At 45.6% G+C, this 12845-nt stretch carries 15 protein-coding genes; 6 read left to right on the top strand and 9 right to left on the bottom strand.

The window, feature by feature from the left end; genetic code table 11:
• The first annotated feature begins 38 nt into the window (after positions 1 to 38).
• Positions 39 to 1469 (top strand): aminotransferase-like domain-containing protein, encoded by a 1431-nt coding sequence (locus AC1DP6_RS31210; RefSeq protein WP_477058390.1) that lies wholly within the window; start codon positions 39 to 41, stop codon positions 1467 to 1469.
• A 175-nt stretch (positions 1470 to 1644) separates the two neighbouring features.
• Here the strand turns inward: AC1DP6_RS31210 and AC1DP6_RS31205 are convergent, their stop codons facing one another.
• From AC1DP6_RS31205 to AC1DP6_RS31190, 4 genes are all read right to left on the bottom strand, one after another.
• Positions 1645 to 2394, bottom strand: coding sequence for an SDR family oxidoreductase (locus AC1DP6_RS31205; RefSeq protein ID WP_477058389.1), 750 nt, complete (start codon positions 2392 to 2394; stop codon positions 1645 to 1647).
• A gap of 20 nt (positions 2395 to 2414) precedes the next feature.
• Positions 2415 to 3170 (bottom strand): glucose 1-dehydrogenase, encoded by a 756-nt coding sequence (locus tag AC1DP6_RS31200; RefSeq protein ID WP_477058388.1) that lies wholly within the window; start codon positions 3168 to 3170, stop codon positions 2415 to 2417.
• 136 nt (positions 3171 to 3306) lie between these two features.
• The gene (locus tag AC1DP6_RS31195; RefSeq protein WP_134643411.1) at positions 3307 to 3576 is read right to left on the bottom strand and encodes an ArsR/SmtB family transcription factor; all 270 of its coding nucleotides are present in this window, start codon (positions 3574 to 3576) and stop codon (positions 3307 to 3309) included.
• 39 nt (positions 3577 to 3615) lie between these two features.
• Positions 3616 to 3909, bottom strand: a complete 294-nt coding sequence (locus AC1DP6_RS31190) for a helix-turn-helix domain-containing protein (protein ID WP_477058387.1) — start codon at positions 3907 to 3909, stop codon at positions 3616 to 3618.
• A gap of 149 nt (positions 3910 to 4058) precedes the next feature.
• Here AC1DP6_RS31190 and AC1DP6_RS31185 point away from each other — a divergent pair, with 149 nt between their 5' ends.
• Both AC1DP6_RS31185 and AC1DP6_RS31180 read left to right on the top strand, forming a co-directional pair.
• Positions 4059 to 5138: an alkene reductase gene (locus AC1DP6_RS31185; protein WP_477058386.1), complete on the top strand. Its 1080-nt coding sequence runs from the start codon at positions 4059 to 4061 to the stop codon at positions 5136 to 5138.
• A 93-nt stretch (positions 5139 to 5231) separates the two neighbouring features.
• The gene (locus tag AC1DP6_RS31180) at positions 5232 to 5705 is read left to right on the top strand and encodes a hypothetical protein (protein WP_477058385.1); all 474 of its coding nucleotides are present in this window, start codon (positions 5232 to 5234) and stop codon (positions 5703 to 5705) included.
• Positions 5706 to 5870: 165 nt separating this feature from the next.
• Here the strand turns inward: AC1DP6_RS31180 and AC1DP6_RS31175 are convergent, their stop codons facing one another.
• The 3 genes from AC1DP6_RS31175 to bla all read right to left on the bottom strand — a co-directional run bounded on the left by AC1DP6_RS31175 (position 5871) and on the right by bla (position 7999).
• Positions 5871 to 6200 (bottom strand): hypothetical protein, encoded by a 330-nt coding sequence (locus tag AC1DP6_RS31175; protein WP_477058384.1) that lies wholly within the window; start codon positions 6198 to 6200, stop codon positions 5871 to 5873.
• Between the two features lie 9 nt (positions 6201 to 6209).
• Positions 6210 to 6947, bottom strand: coding sequence for a hypothetical protein (locus AC1DP6_RS31170; protein ID WP_477058383.1), 738 nt, complete (start codon positions 6945 to 6947; stop codon positions 6210 to 6212).
• A gap of 149 nt (positions 6948 to 7096) precedes the next feature.
• Positions 7097 to 7999, bottom strand: coding sequence for a class A beta-lactamase (gene bla / locus AC1DP6_RS31165; protein ID WP_477058382.1), 903 nt, complete (start codon positions 7997 to 7999; stop codon positions 7097 to 7099).
• A 117-nt stretch (positions 8000 to 8116) separates the two neighbouring features.
• Between bla and proB the strand changes: the two genes are divergently transcribed.
• The gene (gene proB, locus AC1DP6_RS31160) at positions 8117 to 9151 is read left to right on the top strand and encodes a glutamate 5-kinase (RefSeq protein ID WP_477058381.1); all 1035 of its coding nucleotides are present in this window, start codon (positions 8117 to 8119) and stop codon (positions 9149 to 9151) included.
• 51 nt (positions 9152 to 9202) lie between these two features.
• On the top strand, positions 9203 to 10453 hold the full coding sequence (locus AC1DP6_RS31155; RefSeq protein ID WP_477058380.1) for a glutamate-5-semialdehyde dehydrogenase: 1251 nt from the start codon (positions 9203 to 9205) through the stop codon (positions 10451 to 10453).
• 95 nt (positions 10454 to 10548) lie between these two features.
• Here the strand turns inward: AC1DP6_RS31155 and AC1DP6_RS31150 are convergent, their stop codons facing one another.
• A complete protein-coding gene (locus AC1DP6_RS31150; RefSeq protein WP_477058379.1) occupies positions 10549 to 11622 on the bottom strand; it encodes a class I fructose-bisphosphate aldolase in 1074 nt (357 codons plus the stop codon).
• A 73-nt stretch (positions 11623 to 11695) separates the two neighbouring features.
• On the bottom strand, positions 11696 to 11863 hold the full coding sequence (locus AC1DP6_RS31145; protein WP_441575411.1) for a hypothetical protein: 168 nt from the start codon (positions 11861 to 11863) through the stop codon (positions 11696 to 11698).
• 302 nt (positions 11864 to 12165) lie between these two features.
• Between AC1DP6_RS31145 and AC1DP6_RS31140 the strand changes: the two genes are divergently transcribed.
• Positions 12166 to 12759, top strand: a complete 594-nt coding sequence (locus AC1DP6_RS31140) for a histidine phosphatase family protein (RefSeq protein ID WP_477058378.1) — start codon at positions 12166 to 12168, stop codon at positions 12757 to 12759.
• The last annotated feature ends 86 nt before the right edge of the window (positions 12760 to 12845 follow it).

The following is a 12845-nucleotide window of genomic DNA, read 5'->3' as shown; positions in this document are numbered from 1 at the left end:
CAAATTTGTACTTTTGACCAGATCAGATTTGCATTGCCATGATAAAAACCGCCGATCACCTGTACCTGCAGGTAGCTGATAACATAGAACAGCTGATAGAAAAAGATGTGATGAAAATAGGGGAAAAACTGCCTTCCGTGCGCATGCTCAGCAAGCAACAAGGGATTAGTTTAACCACCGCTTTCCAGGCGTATTATCACCTGGAATCAAAGGGTCTCATTGAATCCAGACCTAAGTCCGGCTATTATATCCGCTTCACCTCCCGACGCATGCCCGATATGCCCAATACCTGCGCACCGGTAAAAAAAGCCAGCGAAGCAACGGTGAGTGATATGGTGATGGAAGTATTCAGTCATCACAGAAACCCCAACATCCTGAATTTTTCTGTGGCTACTCCACCACCAGAACTACTGCCTGCCGCTAAAATGGCGAAAGCCGTGGTACATGCACTCCGCAACCTGCCCAATAACGGGATCGGCTATGAAGAGTTGCAGGGCAATGCGCTGTTACGCGGACAAATTGCGCGGATGTCATTAGGCTGGGGAGGCGCTTTTACAGCTGATGATGTGGTGACAACCAGCGGTTGTATGGATGCACTCACGTTGTGCCTCACGGCCGTTACACAACCCGGCGATACCATTGCGATTGAAAGTCCCGCTTATTATGGCTCCATGCAGCTGGCTGAAAGCCTGGGGCTGAGAGTGCTGGAAGTGCCTACCCACCCGATTTATGGAGTAGACCTCGAGTACCTCGATAAAGCCATTCCCCGTCATAAAATCAAAGCCTGTCTTTTTGTAACCAACTACAACAACCCGCTGGGTTCCTGTATGCCGGACAAAAATAAAAAGGTGCTGGTAGACATGATGGTGAAATACGATATTGCCCTGATAGAAGATGATATATACGGAGACCTTTATTTCTCCAAACAACGTCCTGCCAACTGCAAAACATTTGATAAATACGGGCATGTATTACTCTGCAATTCTTTTTCAAAATCACTGGCGCCGGGCTATCGCGTAGGATGGACGATGCCGGGAAAATACAAGGAAAAAGTATTGCTGATGAAACAAAATCATTCCATTGCATGTGCTTCGCTGCCACAGGCGGCGGTAGGACATTTCCTGGAAATTGGCCGCTACGAATTTCACCTGCGCAATTTGCGGAAAATGCTGCATACCCAATGTTTACGGTACTCTCAGGCAATCAACGAATATTTTCCGGAAGGTACCCGCATCTCCAGACCGCAGGGAGGTTGTGTGTTGTGGATAGAACTGGATGAATCCATCAATACGTTTGAATTGTTCCAGCAGGCCCTGAAACATAAGATCAGCTTCTGCCCCGGCAGAATTTTTTCGCTGCAGAACAAATACAATAACTGTTTACGTATCAGTTTTGGTAATGCCTGGAGCAAACAGGTGGATGATGGATTAAAAACATTGGGGAAACTGATCAAAAAAATTACGAATTAAGAATTACGAATTACGGATTTGTGAAGAGATATAAGCGATGGTTGATCTTCGCGTTTACTATCTCTTCACAAATCCGTAATTCGTAATTCTTAATTCGTAATTCTTTTTTTTAATGTCCTTGCTGCTGGTGCAGCATTTACACAATGCTGCACACGGCAACGCCCAGGATCATTTATCAACCGATCAACGGATGTACCATAAGTCCACCGTCTACATTATATTCTCCGCCTGTAATAAATGAGGCTTCATCAGAAGCCAGGAAGGTGACCATGTTGGCGATATCTTCCGCTTTGCCTAACCGGCCTAAGGGAGTGATATTGCCCAGATGTGTTTTAAAAACATCCGGCATGCCTACCTTTTCCAGTAATGGAGTGGCAATGATACCGGGATTCACGGTGTTAACCCGTACTTTCCGGCTGGCCAGCTCCCTCGATAAAGTTCTGCCCAATGAATTCAATGCTGCTTTGCTGGCAGATACTACGGCTGCATTTGGCGTGCCTGAATAAGCATTCAGGGCCGACAGCAGCGTAATAGAACCTCCGTCATTAATGAGCGGTAATAAGTGCTGTATGGTGAAAAAGGCGCCTTTGAAATTAATGTTCATTAATTCATCGTATAAGTCTGTTGTAACCGTTTCAAACGGTGCCAGTTTCGCCACACCCGCATTTATAAACAAGGCATCAATTTTTCCAAAACGCCCCTGTATATATTCCGCTAACCGCTTCGCATCATTCAAATCCGACTGATCTGCCTTAAAACCTTCTGCAGGGTGCCCGAGTGCATGTACAGCATCCCGTACTGCATCTGGATTACGACCTGTTATCAATACCTTTGCGCCCTTTGCTAAAAATGATGTTGCTGTAGCGAAACCTATACCGCTGTTACCTCCTGTGATAACAACTATTTTATCTTTCAATGATGACATGAATAATCTGTTTTGAGAAATTAGGCGATTAATGGATGTACACTAAGACCGCCATCTACATTGTATTCGGCGCCAGTGATAAAGGATGCATCGTCTGATGCCAGAAAGGATACCAGTTTGGCTATTTCCTCCGGACGACCAATTCTACCCACCGGTAGTTTTTGTGCCAGATGTTCTGCATTAATTACTTCTTTTGGCACCCCTGCCTTTTCCAGGATAGGTGTATCCACAGGTCCGGGATTCACTATGTTCACCCTGATCTTTCTGCCAGATAATTCCCTTGATAAAGTACGACCCAGTGAGTTCAAACCCGCTTTGCTGGCGCTGTACACTGCTGCTCCCGGCATCCCGGAATGTGCGTTCACAGATGATAGCAAAATAATAGTACCACCATCGTTAATTAACGGGAGTAAGTGCTGTACCGTAAAAAATGCGCCCTTCAGATTAATGTCCATTATCCTGTCGAAGTCTGCTTCTGTTACATCTGCTACATTCGCAAATGCACCAATACCAGCGTTTACAAACAGGATATCTATCTTACCATAACGGTCACGCACATACTCCGCCAATTTTTTTGAGTCTTCTATCTTTCCCTGGTCCGCAATAAAACTATCTACGTCCTTTCCAAGTGTAGCCACTGCCTGCTGTATGGCATCCGGCTTACGCCCTGTGATTAATACCTTTGCGCCTTTCGCCAAAAAATCTGCTGCTGTTGCATATCCTATACCGCTGTTACCGCCCGTGATGACAGCGGCTTTGTGTTGTAATAGTTCCATCCTATTGATTTATTTAAGTTTATCAATGTAATAACTCTAAAAAAAAGAGAAAATCTTCTCTATCAATTCATTAATTTAAACATTTCAATATATTAACCTATAAAAAAAGCTGTTGGTAAACCCGCCCGGTAGTCCCTCAGCTTAATTGTAAAAAGAACATCGACAATTGCTTCATCATCTCTTTATTGAGCGTTAATTCCACAATTCTGCCATTTTTTGAAGAATTCAGCACACCACTTTCAACCAGGATCTTCACATGGTGCGATACAGTGGGTTGCGATAAACACGTAAACTCACATACATCACCACAAATCAGCTTGCCCTTCTTAACAACCTCCATTAAAATAGATAATCGGTGCTTGTCGGCGATGGCATTTGCTGCTTTTTCTATAACTGCTAAATCCATAGAACAAAAGTAATACTATTTTCCAAATATCGAAATATTTCAATGAATATTTTTTTGAAGCTCGCTTTTTCGCCCCTCTTTCCGGTAGGCCAACGGCGTTACCCCGTAATATCTCTTAAACAAACGGCTTAGGTGGCTTTCGTCTGTAAACCCCAGCTCATCGGCGATTTCTCCAATGGTAAGGTCGCTGTAAGACACCCGTAACTGCACCAGGTTCAGCTTATAATTAATAATGAACTGCTGCAGGCTCTCCCCCGTCTGCTTTTTAAAGAACTCCCCGATATAGTTCTGGGAAAGATTGAATTTTGACGAAAGGACCTCCTGCCTCAGCATCTCCCGTCCATAATATTCCCCTGTAATAATTCAAAAGGCGTGTGCAAATTCCGTGCTTCCATAACCTGCAAAATTACAGTAATCCCCCCGGATTATACCTGTTGCATCCCATTCACCACCAATAACTTTGTACCATAAAAAATATACAGATGAAATTATTGGAATCAATTAGCGCAGCATCACTACCTCTTGCCAACAGAGTAGTGATGGCGCCTATGAGCAGAAGAAGAGCCACCGATGGTGTACCACATGATATTGTAGCAACTTATTACAGTCAACGCGCCAGTGCAGGACTGGTGATTGCAGAAAGCACCGTGATCAGTGCCAATGGTATGGGATACACCGATCTGCCAGCCATCTACAATGATGCACAAATAGACGGCTGGAAAAAAGTAACGGATGCCGTACATGCAAAAAACGGAAAAATATTTCTGCAGCTGGTACACTGCGGGAGATTGGGCCACCCGCTCAACCTCCCCGGTGGCGGCCCATTGGTGGCTCCCTCTGCAGTAACAGCAACAGGCACCGTAGACACCGCGCAGGGACCGCAGCTCATGCCAACGCCGGAAGCAATGAGTACTGCTGCTGTGGAAGAAATGATTGCATTACATGTACAGGCCACAAAAAATGCGTTGACAGCAGGCTTCGATGGCGTTGAAATACACGCGGCACATGGTTATCTTATTGAACAGTTTATGCATCCACTTACCAACCACCGTACTGATAAATATGGCGGCAGTATAGAAAACCGTAGCCGCTTTGTATTAGACATCGTAAAAGGCTGTATAGAAGTAGCTGGCCCCGACCGGGTAGGCATCCGTTTTTCTCCTTTTGCAGCATTGAATGGCCTGACATTATATAAAGAAGAAATTGCCACACATCTGTATCTGACTTCGAAACTAAACAGCATGGATATACGTTATATTCATCTCTCAGATCAGTCAACAAATGGTAGTGTACCTATCCCCGGAAATTACATCAGTTTAGTACGACAACAGTTTAATAATTGGTTAATTTTAGGTGGTGGTTTCACCGCCAACCGCGCAGAAGAAACACTGCAACGCAATGAAGCAGATCTTATTGCATTCGGAAGACCATTTATCTCCAATCCTGATCTGGTGGAGCGTTTCAGAAATCAATATCCATTGGCAGCCGCAGACAAAAGTACTTTCTATGAAGGTGGCGCCACAGGACTCATTGACTATCCCTTCATGATGACTTTACAATAGTTGTACTCCGCATATTTTTATATTATCTTTATAGCTTACATGTGTTGGAGATCCAACAGCCGTATAATCAAATATGCCAAACAAACTATTGCTATGAAAGCCATGAAAAATCAACTTTTATTATCTATCGCGCTTTTTACTTTCGCGGCCTGTCATGAAAGTAAAATACCGGAAGAAAAAATGGAGACCGCCGCTGCCCCACCGCAACCAACCGTATCTGCGGCAGGCGCTGAAAAAATTTCGCATCCATGCGCTATTCTTTATTCACCTGATAGTGCCCAACTGGCAAAATTAAAAAAAGAAAACGGGGAAGAAGCTTTTTTTACCATCGCCGATGATAACTCAAACTACATGGCCGATGCACGTATTTTCCTGGAAGGAAAAGGTGTAAAAATAATGGAACCTACCGGCGGCAAAATGCACTTTCAGTCTAAAACCGGCAATGCTACCACCATTGACTTAAGCGATCCTAAATATAACTGGGAAGCATGGATATATGATGGTAACAAACTCAGTAAAATAGATTTGACAGATATCGAAAATGAGTATAAAAAGTATATGAAGTAAGCTGTTAGCCATTAGCTGTTAGCAAATGCAGCGAAGATCAACAAATATTATTCTTCGCTGCATTTGCTAACAGCTAACAGCTAATGGCTAAAAGCTTCACAGGCACACAAGGATGCTGCTACCAAAATAGCCAGGAGGGCTATCTTTTTGTATTTATGCTTCATGCTATTCTCGTTTTAACCGCAGCTTGCGAAGAAATTGCTTAATGCCGGCAATGAGTGCAACTACACCTATCACTGCTATCACCGCCGGAAACAGCCAGGTGCCAGCCATATCGTAACAAAGTTTTTCAATACTCGTCATTCGCATACTGCCGCCAGATGCCTCCCAGGCTACCATTTCCCGGTACCGCATAATAGCAAAGGTGAAGAGTACGCCACTGATAATGATCGTCCATATCAGCGTGGGCCACGGGCTTTTAGACATGCTGTTGACGTATTCATAATCGCTGTCATGATGCGTTACTTTTTTCGGGGGTTGTTGTTCTTGTTCCATCAGGTATGTTTATTTATCAGGTCGAACAATTTTGGAGATCCTGCCTGGTGAATCATCTTCCTTATGCGGCACTATGGAAAAGAAATTATACTGCTTCAGGCTTTGAAGAGAAATGGTGACAGGTATTTCACTGAACGAAGTCGTTTCTTTTTTCAGGTCATTCCAGAAGCCGGATTCAAATTCATTGATAAAGTGCTCGGGAGTACTCACCCTGCTGGCATTGCCCTGCGCAAGAACGATGTTATCGCCATCTATTTTAATGACTTTAAACAGTGCATACACATTATTGGTAGTAGTAGCGCTGTTTTCATTGCGCACCAGCGTGCCACCCGTGCTGGCATAAAAAATATCTCCGGGATGCGGGTCGGCTACATAAGTTGCCAACTCTTTGTCGCTGGTCGACTTTCTATGTTTGGCAACCTGGGCAACCACTGCCAGCACAAGAATGAAGGCAGGAATCACGATCATCCCTCTCCACATGCGAAGGGGTGTTTTGGTCGTTGCCTTCAACTCTTTATATTTCGCTGTAATTTCGGGCGTCCACTTGGCTGCCGGGATTCTTTCTCCGTTGTCACAAAATGCTACACCATATTTCAGAGAAGGCATCATAGGTCCTACAAACCATACGTATCGCTGCAATACCGCGATGGTAACACCATCACCACCACTATTGGGCAAAGGGCATGCTAATCCCGGATAATGTTTTCGGGTATGTTCTACGGATCTGATCTGGTAAACAATAAACATAAGTGTGCGGGTTTGTTTGTTACGGTTTTTCTGTATAGTTCCACCCGGTAAGGCTACATTACATTCAGGCCGGGCTTAAAGGGTACCACCAATCAATTGCAATATTCAGGAATTGTTAACGAACCAGCAACTATTCCCCCATCATTTTTTTAATGGGCATATGCATCCCATACTGCCTTAGCTACTTTTGCAATGGTAGCATCCCGTTCCTGCTCAGTAGCGCCGGTGTCTGACACAAATACGGTGATGGCTATATGATTTCCATTCGGCAGGGTAATAATGCCCACATCATTGTGTGCGGCTGTCTGCCCATTGATGGTCCAGGCTGTACCGGTTTTATGTGCTACCACGGTGCCGGCGGGTAATAATCCTTTCAGTCTTTTAGCACCGGGGCCGGAAGTCGTCATCAGGTGCAGTAAATAGTTCCTGCTGCTGTCCGACAATACCGGTGCGGTGTAAAACTTCTCCAATAACTGCGTCATGGCCATTGGTGTGGACCAGTTTTTATATTGTACCAAAGGTTGCTCCTTCTGTACCTGCGCTTCTTCTGTTGTAGCGATATTGATCTGTTTTACACCCAATCCGTGAATATATCCGTTGACCTTCGCGGGACCACCCAGTAATTTAAAAAAGATATCACAGGCACTGCCATCGCTTTCACAGATGTTATATTCCAGCAGTTCTTTGATAGTTAACGTGACGTTGCCTTCCGGATATTTTTCGCGAATGGGACTATGCCCCGAGGTAGTCAGGTCTGATTGGAGAACTTTCACGGGTTGATCGAGGCGCATTTTGTGCGCATCTACCTGCTGCAAAATAGCGATGGCCACCGGGAATTTGTATACACTCTGCATCGGAAACCGTTCATCGCGGTTAAACGATACGGTATCTTTTGTTTCCAGTACCCGGGCGTATACCCCAACCTTTCCTGATATATTTCCGGCAATAGTGGCAATTTGTTGCCGGAGAGATTGCTGAGCAGAAGCAGCAGGAAGAAAACCTCCCAAACAAGCCACCATAGCCCATGTAAATATTGAATCCTTTTTCATCATATGGTCATTAATAAATATATACTCCCTAATATAAAGCATAATTCAGCAGCCGACTTCAATTTTACATTTAGAATTTCATCTTCTTAATATTATTTTAGGCTCCAAATACAGACGAAATTGAGCAAACCGATACTTGTTATAAAATTTGGGACGGCATCCATCACCCATCAGAACGGTGACCTGGATGAAACGGTGATTGCCGGCATTGCACGACAGGTGGCAGCTTTACATGCAGATCATCATATTGTGTTGGTATCATCCGGAGCAGTAGCTGCCGGGAAACAGTTTTTGCGCCATTACAATGGCACCATCAGCGAGCGTAAAGCCGCTGCAGCTGTGGGTAATCCGCTGCTACTGAATAAATACAGCCGCTACTTTGCACCCTATAATATTGCCGTGGCACAGAGTCTGTGCGAACGGCAGCACTTTTCCGACCGGGACCAGTTCCTGCAGCTAAAGCGCACCTACGAAGAGTTGTGGGCCAGCGATATCATTCCTATTGCCAACGAAAACGATGTGGTGAGCAGCCTGGAGCTCAAGTTCTCCGACAACGATGAACTGGCCACCCTCATTGCGGTAGGCTTTGGCGCCTCCCTGTTGTTGTTCAGCACCTCTGTAGCAGGTGTATTGGACAGATCCGGCCAGGTAGTACCACAGATAGATGTAATTGACAAAGCAGCCCTGGGATTGGCAGATAAAGAAAAATCCAGCCTTGGCCTGGGTGGCATGGTCTCCAAGCTCACCTTTGCCCGCCTGGCCACCAGGATGGGCATCAGGGTAGTGATATTTGGTATCCGTACGGAAGATGGTATACTCAATGCCATCGCAGGCAAAACGGGTACCTTGTGCCTCCCGCAGCCATGCAGCATGCCTGCCCGCAAGAAATGGCTGGCCAGCGGCAGCCTGGTAACCGGCAGGATACAGATAGATGCCGGCGCACAGCAAGCCCTGGAAAAGCGACATAGCCTGCTGGCAGTAGGCGTGCAATCCGTACTCGAAAAATTTGAATGCGGGGAAGTCATAGAAATCGTGAATGAAGATAATATCGCCATCGCCGTAGGCAGAGCGAAAATATCTTCTGATGTACTCGATGCCAAACACAAAGCACAGAACACAGAAGTGGCCCATGCCGATGATATTGTGCTGTTGTAATGTGTCATGCTCCCCGGGAATTTTTCCCGGCTTTAAAAAGTAAATAATATCATGGAGACTATACAACCCTTACTGGAAAAGGCGCAGCAGGCAGGCGTATCTATACGTACCTTGCCAGATGCACAAAAAGAAGCCCTGCTGCGCCGACTCGCGGCAGTGATCCTGATACAGTCAGAAAACATTACCACCGAAAACAAAAAAGACCTGGACCGGATGCCGGATGCAGATCCGAAAAAAGACAGGCTCCTGCTCACCCCGGCACGTATCCGTGATCTGGCGGCCAGCCTGGAAGATATTGCAGGCCTCCCGGATCCCGCCAATGTACTGGTCCTGGAACGGAAGCTGGACAATGGTTTACTGGTACAAAAGAAAACCGTTCCACTCGGCGTGGTAGGCGTGATTTATGAATCGAGACCAAATGTAACCGTTGATGTGGCGGCACTTTGTATCCGCTCCGGCAACGTATGTGTGCTGCGCGGTGGCACCGATGCCTTTCATACCAATACCATCCTCGTACAACTGATACAGGATGTATTAAAGGAATTTAAGGTAGATGAACATGTGGTGCAGCTACTTCCTACAGACCGTAACCTGGTGACCGAAATGCTGACAGCCGTAAAATATATCGACATCATTATTCCCCGTGGCTCTGAACAACTGATAGAATTTGTACGGGCCAATTCCAGGGTACCAGTGATTGAAACCGGTGCAGGCGTATGTCATACCTACGTGGAAAAAACAGCCGACCTCTCCAAGGCTGCCAACATTGTTACAAATGCTAAAGTATCCCGCCCTTCTGTATGTAATGCGCTGGACACTGTACTGGTAGATGAAGCCGTGGCGGCGGAATTCCTCGCGCTGCTGGCACCACAACTGCTGCCCTACGCGGTAGACGTATATGCGGACCCGTTAGCCTTTAAACTGCTGCAGCAAAATAATTATCCGCATCTCTTTGCTGCGCAACCCGAAGATTTCGGTCGTGAGTTTTTATCTCTTAAATGTTCGGTAAAAATAGTGTCCGGTACATCGGAAGCACTGTCACATATACAAACCTATTCCTCCCGTCACTCAGAGGCGATCATTTCCCGCGACACGGCGGTGAGTGAACGTTTCCTCAACGAAGTAGATGCGGCCGCAGTATACGTGAATGCCTCTACGCGATTCACTGATGGAGGTGTATTTGGCCTGGGCGCAGAAATAGGTATTTCTACCCAGAAACTGCATGCCCGTGGTCCTTTTGCACTGGAGAAACTGGTAACAGAAAAGTGGTTTGTGCATGGTGATGGACAAATCAGGGTGTAATCCTTCTTTCGTAGCATAATATAAAAAAGAGCAGTCAACTGCGCGATTATTTTCGCAAAGATGACCGCTCTTTTTTTATGTCTTTATAAAAATATCTACGCGATGGTAATCTGCTCATTCAAATACACATCCTGAATAGCATTCAGCAAAGCCGCTCCTTCTGCCATAGGGCGCTGGAAGGCTTTACGCCCGGAAATCAGCCCCATGCCACCGGCCCTCTTATTAATAACAGCAGTGCGCACAGCTTCTGCCAGATCAGCATCCCCTTCAGAAGCACCACCGGAATTAATCAATCCCATACGTCCCATATAACAATTGGCTACCTGGTAGCGGCAAAGGTCAATAGGATTGTCGGAAGTCAGCTCAGTGTAAATGCGTTCATCCAGTTTACCATAGGRAGAAGTACCTGTATTCAGGGCTTTATAGCCACCATTGACTACCGGTAGTTTCTGTTTGATAATATCTGCCTGAATGGTTACGCCCAGGTGGTTGGCCTGCCCGGTAAGATCGGCAGACAAATGATAATCCACATCTTTCTTAAACGCATCATTCCGCAGGTAGCACCAGAGAATGGTGGCCATCCCCAGTTCATGCGCCCTTTCAAATGCCTGGGATACTTCTACGATCTGCCGGTCCGACTGCTCAGAACCGAAATAGATGGTAGCTCCTACTGCCACAGCGCCGATGTTCCAGGCTTCTTCTACGGTACCATACATCACCTGGTCGGCCCGGTTGGGATAGGTGAGCAATTCATTATGATTGAGTTTTACAATAAACGGAATACGATGCGCATAGTTGCGTGATACGGAAGATAACACGCCAAAAGTGGAAGCTACTGCATTACAACCACCTTCTACCGCCAGCTTAACAATATTTTCCGGATCGAAATACGCAGGGTATTTCGCGAAAGATGCGCCGGCACTGTGTTCTACTCCCTGATCTACTGGTAGTATAGACATGTAGCCCGTACCTGCCAGCCGCCCATGATTCAACAACTGCCCCAAACTGCGCAATACCTGCGGATTACGACTGGATGGCTGGTAAATTTTATTCACCGTATCAGGCCCTGGCAGATGCAGCAAGTCTTTGCTGATAGTTTTACTTTGATGTTGCAGCAGGGTATCACTTTCTTTTCCTAATAATTCGCTGATTTTTTCCAAGGATAACATAAGCATGACTTTTTTGGTACAAATAATTTAAGGATTTAATACCGCACTGACCGGAACATGAAAAGTTAATATCTTAATAAGGTGTAGGGCCCTTTGGGCGCGGTTTGTCTTCCCGCTCTTCCGTTACCATTTCTGTACCTTCAAATGCACCACCGGAACCATCATGGATAATAGGCTCTTCTTTTATCACTTCTTCTTTTGTGACCGGCTTTTCTTCGTTGGGTTTAATACTCTTTTCCATAGTAACAAATGTAATGATAACTTACAAAACAGGAATTGATGACAGACACTTACATCAACAATTCAAACCGGCAACAATGAGTATGTTTGAAATACTCCCTGATCTAATCGCTATTAAACACGATTGCAGCACATGAGCTTATAAAAAGGCCCGTGTATTCCCAATTAATTAACACAAACAATGATCCTATATAACATATAAATTATCCACAATTTGGTTTGCGTTTTTTGTCAACTTTAGCGAAGGATTATGAATAACTCACTATTAACCCAACAGTGATTTGTATATATTTGTCCCCCGGAATGACTAAAAGAATCAATATGACCCAGATCGCTATTATCCGTCACGGCACCACTTCCTGGAATAAAGCAGGCAAACTGCAAGGCCATTCAGACATCCCGCTGGATGAAGAAGGCGTACAGCAGGCCATAAAACTGGGACAGCGGCTCACCGGCGAAACCTGGGACCTTGTTTACTCCAGTCACCTGATCCGCGCCCGCCAAACAGCTGCGATCATTGCGCAGGAATTAGGAATAGAAACGGTGACAGAAGACAGAAGACTGGGCGAAGCAGGTGGCGGCCTCATCGAAGGCACCACCGAAGAGGAACGCGTCAGTAAATGGGGAACGTCCTGGAAACTCCTGGACCTCGGCATGGAAAAAAATGCATCAGTGGTAGCGCGTGGTCGCTCCTTTATGCAGGATCTGCTGACAGAAAATTCCGGTAAAAAAATACTGCTGATCAGTCATGGCAGCTTTATCCGCCAGTTGCTGGATGCATTATTACCTGCCATGCATCCTACTCCTGCCATGAAAAACACCTCGATCACAAGACTTCAATTCTCCGACGAAAACTGGCATTGCGAACTATTTAACTGCGTGCGCCACCTCGAATAGCATGACGAATTAAGAATTACGAATTACGGATTGGAAAGAAGATTATAAACGCGGATATCTACCCACAAATCCGTAATTCGTAATTT

The sequence above is a fragment of the Chitinophaga sp. 01L420 genome, assembly GCF_056399985.1.
This window is presented reverse-complemented; position numbering and strand designations above follow the sequence as displayed.

What these genes read in the sequence shown, in the direction of transcription:
- AC1DP6_RS31210 (WP_477058390.1), top strand. Translation starts at nt 39, where the DNA reads ATGATAAAAACCGCCGATCACCTGTACCTGCAGGTAGCTGATAACATA.
- AC1DP6_RS31205 (WP_477058389.1), bottom strand. Translation starts at nt 2,394, where the DNA reads ATGTCATCATTGAAAGATAAAATAGTTGTTATCACAGGAGGTAACAGC.
- AC1DP6_RS31200 (WP_477058388.1), bottom strand. Translation starts at nt 3,170, where the DNA reads ATGGAACTATTACAACACAAAGCCGCTGTCATCACGGGCGGTAACAGC.
- AC1DP6_RS31195 (WP_134643411.1), bottom strand. Translation starts at nt 3,576, where the DNA reads ATGGATTTAGCAGTTATAGAAAAAGCAGCAAATGCCATCGCCGACAAG.
- AC1DP6_RS31190 (WP_477058387.1), bottom strand. Translation starts at nt 3,909, where the DNA reads ATGCTGAGGCAGGAGGTCCTTTCGTCAAAATTCAATCTTTCCCAGAAC.
- AC1DP6_RS31185 (WP_477058386.1), top strand. Translation starts at nt 4,059, where the DNA reads ATGAAATTATTGGAATCAATTAGCGCAGCATCACTACCTCTTGCCAAC.
- AC1DP6_RS31180 (WP_477058385.1), top strand. Translation starts at nt 5,232, where the DNA reads ATGAAAGCCATGAAAAATCAACTTTTATTATCTATCGCGCTTTTTACT.
- AC1DP6_RS31175 (WP_477058384.1), bottom strand. Translation starts at nt 6,200, where the DNA reads ATGGAACAAGAACAACAACCCCCGAAAAAAGTAACGCATCATGACAGC.
- AC1DP6_RS31170 (WP_477058383.1), bottom strand. Translation starts at nt 6,947, where the DNA reads ATGTTTATTGTTTACCAGATCAGATCCGTAGAACATACCCGAAAACAT.
- bla (WP_477058382.1), bottom strand. Translation starts at nt 7,999, where the DNA reads ATGATGAAAAAGGATTCAATATTTACATGGGCTATGGTGGCTTGTTTG.
- AC1DP6_RS31155 (WP_477058380.1), top strand. Translation starts at nt 9,203, where the DNA reads ATGGAGACTATACAACCCTTACTGGAAAAGGCGCAGCAGGCAGGCGTA.
- AC1DP6_RS31145 (WP_441575411.1), bottom strand. Translation starts at nt 11,863, where the DNA reads ATGGAAAAGAGTATTAAACCCAACGAAGAAAAGCCGGTCACAAAAGAA.
- AC1DP6_RS31140 (WP_477058378.1), top strand. Translation starts at nt 12,166, where the DNA reads ATGACTAAAAGAATCAATATGACCCAGATCGCTATTATCCGTCACGGC.